General features: G+C 32.7%; 11 protein-coding genes. 9 read left to right on the forward strand and 2 right to left on the reverse strand.

Annotated features, from left to right (window positions below):
• The first annotated feature begins 5 nt into the window (after positions 1–5).
• The 9 genes from QBK95_RS12275 to QBK95_RS12315 all read left to right on the forward strand — a co-directional run bounded on the left by QBK95_RS12275 (position 6) and on the right by QBK95_RS12315 (position 8,787).
• A complete protein-coding gene (locus tag QBK95_RS12275) occupies positions 6–1,460 on the forward strand; it encodes an oligosaccharide flippase family protein (RefSeq protein ID WP_280934112.1) in 1,455 nt (484 codons plus the stop codon).
• Positions 1,461–1,557: 97 nt separating this feature from the next.
• Positions 1,558–1,992 (forward strand): dUTP diphosphatase, encoded by a 435-nt coding sequence (gene dut / locus QBK95_RS12280; RefSeq protein WP_280934114.1) that lies wholly within the window; start codon positions 1,558–1,560, stop codon positions 1,990–1,992.
• Between the two features lie 205 nt (positions 1,993–2,197).
• A complete protein-coding gene (locus QBK95_RS12285) occupies positions 2,198–3,214 on the forward strand; it encodes a sugar phosphate nucleotidyltransferase (RefSeq protein WP_280934116.1) in 1,017 nt (338 codons plus the stop codon).
• 32 nt (positions 3,215–3,246) lie between these two features.
• On the forward strand, positions 3,247–4,623 hold the full coding sequence (locus QBK95_RS12290; RefSeq protein WP_280934118.1) for a tetratricopeptide repeat protein: 1,377 nt from the start codon (positions 3,247–3,249) through the stop codon (positions 4,621–4,623).
• Between the two features lie 6 nt (positions 4,624–4,629).
• Positions 4,630–5,403, forward strand: a complete 774-nt coding sequence (gene lolB1 / locus QBK95_RS12295; RefSeq protein ID WP_280934120.1) for a lipoprotein insertase outer membrane protein LolB1 — start codon at positions 4,630–4,632, stop codon at positions 5,401–5,403.
• On the forward strand, positions 5,400–6,629 hold the full coding sequence (locus QBK95_RS12300) for a murein hydrolase activator EnvC family protein (protein WP_280934122.1): 1,230 nt from the start codon (positions 5,400–5,402) through the stop codon (positions 6,627–6,629). Before lolB1 ends, QBK95_RS12300 begins: the two co-directional genes overlap by 4 nt.
• 7 nt (positions 6,630–6,636) lie before the next feature.
• On the forward strand, positions 6,637–7,185 hold the full coding sequence (locus QBK95_RS12305; protein ID WP_280934124.1) for a hypothetical protein: 549 nt from the start codon (positions 6,637–6,639) through the stop codon (positions 7,183–7,185).
• On the forward strand, positions 7,157–8,023 hold the full coding sequence (locus tag QBK95_RS12310; RefSeq protein ID WP_280934126.1) for a tetratricopeptide repeat protein: 867 nt from the start codon (positions 7,157–7,159) through the stop codon (positions 8,021–8,023). The genes QBK95_RS12305 and QBK95_RS12310 overlap by 29 nt, the downstream gene beginning before the upstream one ends.
• Positions 8,014–8,787, forward strand: coding sequence for a sulfite exporter TauE/SafE family protein (locus tag QBK95_RS12315; RefSeq protein WP_280934128.1), 774 nt, complete (start codon positions 8,014–8,016; stop codon positions 8,785–8,787). The genes QBK95_RS12310 and QBK95_RS12315 overlap by 10 nt, the downstream gene beginning before the upstream one ends.
• A gap of 45 nt (positions 8,788–8,832) precedes the next feature.
• On the opposite strand, the gene QBK95_RS12320 is transcribed toward QBK95_RS12315, so the two are convergent.
• Both QBK95_RS12320 and QBK95_RS12325 read right to left on the reverse strand, forming a co-directional pair.
• Positions 8,833–9,342, reverse strand: coding sequence for an acyl-CoA thioesterase (locus QBK95_RS12320; protein ID WP_280934131.1), 510 nt, complete (start codon positions 9,340–9,342; stop codon positions 8,833–8,835).
• A gap of 214 nt (positions 9,343–9,556) precedes the next feature.
• A complete protein-coding gene (locus QBK95_RS12325; protein WP_280934133.1) occupies positions 9,557–10,579 on the reverse strand; it encodes an HU domain-containing protein in 1,023 nt (340 codons plus the stop codon).
• Between the last annotated feature and the right edge of the window lie 362 nt (positions 10,580–10,941).

The following is a 10,941-nucleotide window of genomic DNA, read 5'->3' on the forward strand; positions in this document are numbered from 1 at the left end:
GCCAGTTGGGAATTTTTCAAAAACTATTTAAGCAGACTTTTATTTATGGGTTGGCAACAGTGCTACCACGCATGTTGTCATTTCTTTTGGTGATTGTTCACACCAAATATCTTGAAGGTCCTATATCATATGGTAGAGTTACAATTTTATTTTCGTGGATCATAGTATTCAATGTGCTATTAGCATATGGGATGGAAACCTCTTTTTTCAGATTTTTAAATTCTGATAAGTTTAAAAATAAGGTAACCAGTACATCCGCGATTTCTATTGTGTTTTCTACATTATTGTTTTTAGGAATAGCATTTCTTTTTAGAGATTTGATTGCTTCTTTTTTAAATATAGAAAAAGAGTTTTTAACCTATGTTATTTCAATTCTTGCACTGGATGCTTTAGTGATTATTCCGTTTGCTAATTTAAGAGCACAAGAAAGACCTATAAGATATTCAATTATTAAAATTATTAATGTTGTAATTTATGCGACACTTAATATCTTCTTTTTAATATTTTTAGGAAAATGGTCGGAGAATATAGAGTGGCTTCAGAGTATTTACAAAGATGATTTTCAGGTCCAATATATTTTTATTGCCAATGCCATTGCGAGTGGAGTAACACTTGCGCTAATGTTACCTTTTTACTTTAAAATAAAATATCAGTTTGATAAAGCACTATGGAGAAAAATGATGTTGTATGGAACTCCCATTTTGATCTCAGGCTTAGCATTTGCAATTAATGAACATTTTGACAAAATTCTTTTAGAATGGATGTTAGAAGAAGAAAAAGGATTGTTTGATTCGGGAGCATATTCTGCGTGTTATAAACTTGCGTTGTTTATGACGTTGTTTGCTACAGCATTCCGTATGGGGATTGAACCATTCTTTTTTAGCCATGCTAAAGATAAAAATGCTCCCAAAACATATGCAGTTATTACTAAGTACTTTGTTATTTTCGGATCATTTATTCTGATTGTGGTTATTACATTTTCAGATCTGTTAAAAGAATTTATGATTAAGAAACCAGAATACTGGGAAGCCATGATTGTGGTACCAATTATTTTGTTAGCAAACTTCTGCTTAGGGATCTATCATAATCTTTCTGTTTGGTATAAAGTGACGGATAAAACGAAGTTTGGAGCATATATTTCGGTACTAGGAGGAATCATAACATTGCTTCTTAATTTTCTTTTGATCCCTAAATACACCTATGTAGGATCAGCAATCGCTACCTTAGGAGCTTATGGAACAATGATGATATTGTCATGGTATTTGGGTAGAAAGTATTACCCAATTCCTTACGACCTTAAAAAGATAGGGCTATATATGATACTATCTATTACCTTTTCAATCATTTCATTTTACATATTTGATAGTAATTATATGATTTCTATCCCTTTATTACTAGGGTTTTTAGTAATTTTGTATGCCTTAGAAAAAAGGGAATTAAAACAGATTTTAAAACAATAATTTTCTGTCTCCTTGAGCGGAGTCGAGAGATAGTATTTCGTTTATAATACAATTAATTTCGACTCCGTTCCATTTGATAGTGATTTACACAAATAATATGCAAATAAATATCATTAATAAGTCATCCCACGATTTACCGCATTACGAAACAATTGCTTCTGCGGGAATGGACTTAAGAGCAAATATAACAGAATCAGTAACGCTTAGACCTTTAGAAAGAACTATAGTAAAAACGGGGTTGTTTATCGAGTTACCAGTGGGATATGAGGCACAAGTGCGTCCAAGAAGTGGATTAGCTGCAAAAAAAGGAATAACAGTACTCAATGCTCCAGGAACTATTGATGCAGATTACAGAGGAGAAATTGGTGTGATTTTAGTGAATTTGTCTAATGAGGATTTTGTAGTTGAGAATGGAGAAAGAGTCGCTCAATTAGTGATTGCTAAACACGAAAGAGCAACTTGGAGTGAAGTTGCTGTACTTTCTGAAACTTCGAGAGGAGAAGGTGGATTTGGTAGCACTGGAGTGAAATAGATTAAGTAGTGCTTGTGCTTTGTTTGGTAGTATGAGACAGAAATAATTAAAGAATAAATAAGCGCAATATGAAATACTAGGTTTGTATAAATGTACTAAGAAAGCAGATTCTTCAAACTTTTGTTATGTGCAGATTGCAACCAAAATAATATTGAGCCGATAGAATGTATTAATAATCAATCAACGAAAAAAAATATTTTAAAGAATGAAAATCATTGTACCTATGGCTGGAAGAGGTTCTAGATTAAGACCTCATACGCTTACTGTGCCTAAACCATTAATTCCTGTTGCAGGGAAACCTATTGTTCATCGATTAGTTTCAGATATTGCAAAAGTATTAGGTGAACCTATAGACGAAATAGCTTTTGTGTTAGGTGATCCAGCTTTTTTTGGAGATGATGTGGTAGAGAGCTTAACTGCATTAGCAGAAGGTTTGGGAGCAAAAGCTTCTATTTATAGACAAGATCAACCATTAGGAACGGGTCATGCGATAATGTGTGCTAAAGATTCACTATCTGGTCCAGCTGTTGTAGCATATGCAGATACGTTGATTAGAGCAGATTTTAATCTGGACAAAGAAGCAGATTCAGTGATTTGGGTAAAACAAGTGGACCAACCAGAAGCTTATGGAGTAGTAAAACTTAATGAGCAAAAACAGATTGTAGAATTGGTAGAAAAACCCGCACAATTTGTTTCAGACTTGGCAGTGATAGGAATCTATTATTTTAAAGATATCGGAGTGCTTAAAAATGAACTGCAACATGTCTTGGATAATAATATAATCAATGGTGGAGAATATCAGATTAACGATGGTATTAAAAGAATGATGGCAGATGGTAGAGTTTTTGTTACAGGTCAGGTTGAAGAATGGATGGATTGCGGAAATAAAAATGTTACTGTAGAAACGAATACTAGAATGCTAGGTTTTCTGGAAAAAGATGGAGAAAAACTAGTAAGTGATGATGTAGCTCAAAAAAATGCGACAATCATTTCACCTTGCTACATCGGAAAAGGAGTTACGATCAAAAATGCTTCTGTTGGACCTAATGTTTCTATAGGTGATGGTTGCACAATTGAGGATGCAGCTATTAAAAATAGCCTAGTACAGAATCAAACTATCATAAAAAATGCTAACTTAGACAATGCTATGATAGGGAATCATGTAAAATATGATGGGAAATACACTACCATTAGTATTGGAGACTACTCCACTTTGGAATAATTTATGATGCAACTTGGCTTGAAAATGTTTGTATGATTACATATTTGCGACATATAGGATTTTGTTTAGTGCTTTTGGGAAGTGCAGTACATACTGCTTTTTCGCAGGTAATTGAACCTAAACAAGAGATTAATATTGATGACCTAGGAAATGTTTCTGATGAATTTCAGGAGAATTTTTTCGAAGCGTTAAAGCAAAAAGCCATTACAAACTATGAAAAAGCAATTGTATCCATTGAAAAATGCATTGAACTAGACCAGAAACCGATTTATCTATATTCTGAGCTTGGAAAGAATTACTTAGAATTAAAAAAGTATGATCAGGCAACTACTAATTTTAAAAAGGTTCTAAAAGAAAAACCTAATGATCAGTATACACTAGAATTGCTGTATAGAGTGTATAATGAACAAAAGAAATATGAAGAATCAGTAGAAGTTGTAGAAAAACTAGTGCCTTTTGATTCAGTATTTTATAGAGAGATTTTATTTAATCTGTATTATATAGTAGAAAGATATGATGATGCTCTTAGAGTTATTAATGAAGTAATAGAAGAGTTTGGATTGGATGAATATCGAGATAAAAATAGAAAAAGAATTCTGTTAAAGGTCAGTAACCCTAATTCTCAAATTACCATATTAGAAGAGAAAATAGCTAATAACCCAAAAGAAGAGCAACACTATATCAATTTAATTTACTTATATAGTCAAGATAATCAGGTGGAGAAAGCTTTTAAAACAGCTCAACAACTTCTCAAAGAAAAACCAACATCCAAATTAGCACATTTAGCATTGTATAAATTTTATCTAGATGATAATAAACCAGAAGAAGCTATTAAATCAATGAAGATAGCATTGTCTGATGATAAAATAGATACAGATTCTAAATATAAGATGATTAATGATTTCCTTCAGTTTGTGAATAAAAACCCTAATTTCGAATCACAACTTATCGAAGTGGTAAAAGTGTTTTCTAAAGATTCAGGAAATAGTAAGGTGTTTACTGAAATAGGGAATTATTTTTATAAAAAAGATAATAAGGAACTAGCGCTTAATTATTATGAAAGAGGAATTAAGGACAACGTAAATAATTTTGGCGTTCTTAGAAGGATATTGTTGCTACAACTTGATTTAGAAAGATATGAAAAAGCTAAGGTAGGAAGTGAACTGGCTATAGAGATGTATCCCTCACAACCGATTTTATATTTAGTTAGTGGTGTTTCTTTGATAAACCTTAATAATTACGCAGAAGCAATAGATGTTTTAAGTATTGGGATGGATTATATCATTGATGATTTTAAAATGGAATCTGATTTTTATGATCAAATTGGAGAAGCGTATCAAAAAATGGGGAATCAAATAAAAGCAACAGAATATAAAGAACGATCCTTTCAACTTAAAAAAAAATCATAAGAGATAATGAATAGAATATTTTATCTGCTATGTTTTTCGCTAATTATACTGCAATCTTGTAAAGGAACCAAAGCAATCTCAGGAGCAAATATCAAAAAGCTGAAGACAGAAAAAATAATAGCAAATCACTATAACAAGTCTTTTAACTTTAATACTATTAATGCTAAAGTGAAGGTGAAGTATGATGACGGAAAACAGTCTTTTAGTCCTAACGTAACATTGCGAATGGAAAAAGATAAAAAGATTTGGGTAAGCGCAAAACTTTTAGGAATTACCTTAGCCAAGGTATTGATTACACCAGATAAAGTTAGTTATTACGAAAAGATCAACAATACCTACTTTGAAGGAAATTTTGAATTGTTAAGCGCCTGGTTAGGTACTGATTTGGATTTTGAAAAAGTACAGCAGCTCCTATTAGGTCAGGCTTTATTTAATCTTAGAGATGATAAGTATATATCATCCATAGAAAACCAAAAATATAAACTTCAGCCAAAAAAAGAATTAGAACTATTTGAACGATTGTTTTTGGTAAATCCCGATAGTTTTAAAGTATTTTCTCAGCAGCTAAAACAACCCATAGAAAATAGAAATTTAGAGGTGAACTATAGTAGTTATCAGAAAGTAGGCAATCAGGATTTTCCTAAAGAGATTAATATTGAGGCTAGAGAAGCGTCTAAAAGAACTTCTATTCAGATAGATTATCGCAGTGTTGATTACAATCCGAAGCTAAGTTTTCCGTTTAAAATACCATCAGGATACGAGCAAGTAACTATAGAATGAGGCTAAAACGGTATATATACATAATTGGAGTTCTGTTAGTCAGTATTCCATCTTTTTCTCAAAGTACAAAACAACAGCAACTAGAAGAGCAACGTCGACGTCTCAAAGAGCAGATTGAGCAAATGAGATCATTGCTTGCAGACACTAAACTCAAACAACGTTCTGTATTGGATGAAGTAGAGACCTTAAACTCTCAGATAAGTACGCGTCAGAATCTAATAAAAATAACAAATCAGCAGGCAAATCTTTTGACTAGAGAGATTAATAGCAATCTTAAAAAGATGCAATCTTATAGAGAAGAGTTGAAAGTATTAAAAGAAGATTATGCAAGGATGATTGTAAAATCCTATAAGAGCAAATCTCAGCAAAGCAAAATTATGTTTTTATTGTCTTCATCGGATTTTTCGCAGGCATATAAGCGTCTTCAATACATGAAGCAATATAACGAGCATCGCAAAGAACAGGCAGATCAAATACAAACGCGCTCAGAAGAATTGCAAACATTGAATAAAAATTTATCTCAGCGTAAAAAAAATAAACAGCAACTCGTAGAAGAAAACCGTGAAGTTCAAGATAGACTTAATGAAGAAAAAAAACAGCAACAAGTCTTAATGGCATCCATCCGTAAAAAGGAAGGAACTTACAAAAAAGAAATAAAGAAAAAACAAGAACAAGCGAGTGCTATTGATAAAGCAATCGAAAAACTAATTCGTGAAGCAATTGCAAAAGCGAACAAAAAAGCTGGAAAAAAAGCTTCCAAAAAAGGATCAGCTACTACATTTGCTTTAACTCCAGAAGATAAGAAGCTGGCAGATAGTTTTACCGCTAATAAAGGAAAGTTTCCTTGGCCAGTGGGAACAGGTAAATTAACCAAAAAGTATGGACGACAACCACACCCAACATTACCTAATATAACCATAAACAGTAGTGGAGTAGAGTTAGAAACAAGGCCAGGAGAAAAAGCACGAGCAATTTTTGATGGCGAAGTAATGGCTATTCAGAAACTGAAAGGCGCTGGTAGACTTGTGCATGTAAGACATGGTAATTATATTACAGTATATTATAATTTAGAAAATATATCCGTAAAAGAAGGTCAGAAGCTTTCAACAAAACAAAATATTGGAGAAGTACGTACCAACCCTACTACAGGTCGTGCTATTATGAAATTTTTGATTTTTAAAGATACAAAGAAACAAAACCCGCAATCCTGGATTTATAAAATGTAGATACTGTATGAACTGGAAAAAACTTTTAAAAATTCTAGGCTATTTTATACTGGCAATCCTACTTTTTATTCTAAGTACAATAGGCTATCTATATTATCAAACAAAAGGGAAATACGCTGTAAATAAAGAAAAATATCCACAGTATATCGGAAAAATAGATGCAGAAAAAGCAATTAAAAGTAAAGGCTTTGAACTCTGCAGTGGTGGTAAAATTCGAGGATATTATCATAGTGCAGCACCTGCAATATATAAAGGAAGTAAATTGTCATTTAAAAATAAGATTCTAGATAGTTTTAATAAAAACGGTTATAACGATTATGGATATCTTAATCTTAGATTTAATGTAAATTGTAAAGGTGAAACAGGAAATGTTATCGTTTCTGAGTTAAATACTGATTTGGAACCGGCGACATTAGACCAAAATCTAGTGAATGAACTATTTAATTTATCTGTGCAGAGCGAAAATTGGCAAATTACTAATGAAGAAGATGTGAATTATTATATATATCTACTTTTTAAAATTGAGGATGGAAAAGTTACCGAGATACTTCCTTAAGATTAGTATTGCTTTACTTGTTTTATCTTGTAATGGTAATCGCTATACTGACCTTTCTGTAGAAGAAAAGAAAGCTCTTTCTAAAGAAATTTTTGAAGAAGAGTTTGTAAAGCATGATCATTTTGGTCCTATTCAAGGCAGTCCAGAAAGTATGACGTTATTGGATGAAATTATAGAGTTAGATCCTGCTAATTGTGATGCATTAAGGGAACTTTCTGTGGCTTATTTGAAAAGAGGAATGCCACACGAATGGAAACCTAGATTTGATAAAGCTGTAGCATGTAATCCAAAAATATGGCAACCACATAGAGGATACCTGTACTTATGGTTTTATCGAGATTATAAAAAAGCGATAGAAGACTTTAATGCTAGTGATAGTTTAACGCCTAATTTTGTTGATGCGCCTCAAGGCCATAGTGTGGACTATTGGAGAGGAATTGCTTATTTGGGATTAAAAGAATATTCAAATAGCAGACACTATTTTAACAAACACGTAGCCAAAGTTACAGAAAGCTCTGGAGAAGAATGGGTAGAACCAAATGCATTCTTGTACATTGGTATAGGCTATTATGAAAATTCTGAACGAAAATTAGCAAAGGAAAGTTTTCTTAAAGCTTTGGTTAATTTTAAGGGTTTTTCGGCAGATGCACATTACTATATGGCACTATTAGAACTGGAGGATAATAATTATGAAGCAGCGTTACTTTCTATTAACAAAGCAATAGAAAATTACGAAATGGGATACTATGAAAAAAGAGATTATGTAGAAGTAATAAGGCAGATATACCCAGAACAATTAACCGAAGTTAAAGATAGAATTAAAGAATTATGGAAATAGTTATCATTTCAATAGTAGCATTTTTATTATCTATACTTACTTTTTTTTCGGGCTTTGGTTTAGGAACGATATTAACGCCTGTTTTAATGATTTTCTTTCCAGTAGAAATAGCAATTGCATTAACAGGTATTGTTCATTTTTTCAATAACGTCTTTAAACTTTTTTTGGTAGGGAAAAATGCAAACAAAGGAGTATTATTGAGATTTGGAATTCCTGCAGTTATTGCTGCATTTGCAGGAGCATGGGTACTAATACATATTCCAGACGTAAACCCGCTTTTCACCTATAGTTTATTTGACAAAACCTTCGAAGTGTATCCAGTAAAATTTATCATTTCTATACTGCTTATCATTTTTGCCTGTATGGACTTGATTCCATATTTTAATCAATTAAAATTTGGCAAAGAGAAGCTTCCTGTTGGTGGAGTCTTAAGTGGTTTTTTTGGAGGCCTTTCGGGTAATCAAGGTGCTTTGCGAACTGCTTTTCTTATCAAAGCTGGTCTTTCAAAAGAAGCCTTTATAGGAACTGCGGTTGTAGTCTCTACTTTTGTAGATTTTACGCGTCTTAGTGTTTATGCGACTAATGTTTCAGAATCTGGTATTGGTGATAATCTAGCATTAGTGATTTGTGCAACTTTATCAGCTATTACAGGCGCTTTTATTGGTAACAAATTATTAAAGAAGATTACGCTTAAATTTTTGCAAGTGATCGTTGCGATTATGTTGATTCTAATTTCTGTGGCTTTAGGAGCTGGGTTCTTATAAACGCATAAAATTCAGTCTTTGCACTCGATAAAAACGAATTCTTTACTAAGTAAACAGCGCTTTTAATTCGGTAGCATCATCGGGTTTCATTTTACCAGCAAGTACTAAACTAAGTTGTTTACGACGTAATGCAGCATCAAAACGTTGTTGTTCCAATTCAGTTTCGGGTTTAATTTGCGGGACAGATACTGGGGCACCACTTTCATTAACAGCTACAAAGGTGTATATCGCTTCATTTGCACGCGTTTTGTCACCACTCTGGCGATCTTCTATCCAAACGTCGATAACAACTTCCATAGATGATTTAAATGCTCTAGAAACCTTTGCTTCTACAGTAACTACACTTCCTAAAGGAATAGCTTTGTTAAACGCTACATGATTTACAGAGGCAGTCACAACGATTCTTCTCGAATGCCTTCCTGCAGCGATCCCTGCTGCGCGATCCATACGTGCTAATAGTTCTCCTCCAAAAAGGTTATTAAGTGGATTGGTTTCTCCTGGTAAAACAAGGTCGGTTAAAATAGTTTGAGATTCTGAAGGATATCTAGCTTCCATAGAATAATGTAATTTTTGGCAAAGATAATCAGGTACAATAAACTTTGGGCTATGCGATTACAGAAAACTATGATAGCACATTTTTTGATCTATTATTGAATTTTCAATGTTTTTATCAAAAACAAATGGGAATCTGTCTCAAGACTAAAAAATAGTATTGAAATAATACACTTCTAAAAGAATGATTGAGAATTTTTTTTACAAAAAATAAGAATTACAAATCCTGAATTAATAACCAAGCACGTTTATCTTGTTGCTTTTTGATACTTTTCAATGCTTGTAAAGCTTCTAATCTGTTTTCGTAACTGTTATAAACTACTTGATGTAAACCATATTTATTAACACCAATAAGACGGGCTTCGAATCCTTTTGCTTGCAGTTTCAGCACTTTTTTATTCGCATTGGCCTCAATTCTATAAGCTCCAGCAACTACGTGGTATTTTCCTGTTGAAGTAACCGTAACTGTGTCAGAGTTCTCAGAACTATTATCATTGGCTTTGATAATATTTAGATTGATAGCTGGAAGTGGGCTAGAAATCTCAAAAGTCGCTTCTTGAATTCTATTTTCAATTTCTTTATCGGCTTTTATAGATAAACTTTCGTTTTCTAAGTGAACACCTTTATTGAATTGATCTAATCCGGTAAATCCAACACCTAAAGCAATAACAGCGGCGGCGGCATATTTTAAATAGGGTCTCTGACGTCTTCTTTCTGGCGTGAAAGCAATTGGAGTAGTTTCTTCGATCGCCTCAACCTGTTCTTTATACACTTCGCGAGTAACTTCAGTAGATATTTTAGGAGTTTCTTTTACTTCTCTGATAATTGAAGGAGAAATAAAAGAACTCAAACCAAAAGCTTCTGTTAGATAATTGGTTTCCTGAGAAGGTTCAAACTGCAAAGTATCTTCAATAGAAGTAAAAAAAGACCCAATTCCATCTAACTCTACTCTTTTTCCAACAGCCATTTTATTATTTAATGACAATACATAACGTTGGATTTTGGCAAGAGCATCAGTGTATGAGATGTTTTCTGCAGTAGCAATGTAGTTAGCTAATAATCCATCATTATTTTGCAACTGTCCGTTGAAAGAAATTAATTTTTGAGGAGGAAAAAATGCATGCGTAGCTTCTTGAATTACTGCAGGCTGACGCTTTGTTAAAAACGCACCAAAACCTGGTAAGATTACACACTCATATCTATATAGTAATTCACTAATGTACTTCGCTGTATTATTCATCGTCCCCTTTCTTAAAAATGCTGTCTAATATTTTCAGTTTAAACTAATTTGGAAGAATCTGGTAAGCCCTGTCAGTTTTAACTTAAAGAATTAGGTTAGTTAATAGTGAACCAAAGGTAAAAAAAATTGATATCAATTGTAACTATACCCCTTGATTTTATTAACAGTTTTGTTTTTTTTCGTTTCTTGCGCTGACTTATAATAGATTAGATGACCGTAGAAAAACTAATTGCTTTACTAACTGGAGATTCCTATGAATTTGACCCATCCATTCCTGTTTAAATTGCGCATAGTAAAACAGGTTCTAAAAAGAGCGGTTTTGTGATTATAAAAGTATAAAAAATATTATTGTTTTTTTCTTT

Source organism: Aquimarina mycalae (assembly GCF_029906345.1).
In the GTDB taxonomy this organism is placed as follows: domain Bacteria; phylum Bacteroidota; class Bacteroidia; order Flavobacteriales; family Flavobacteriaceae; genus Aquimarina.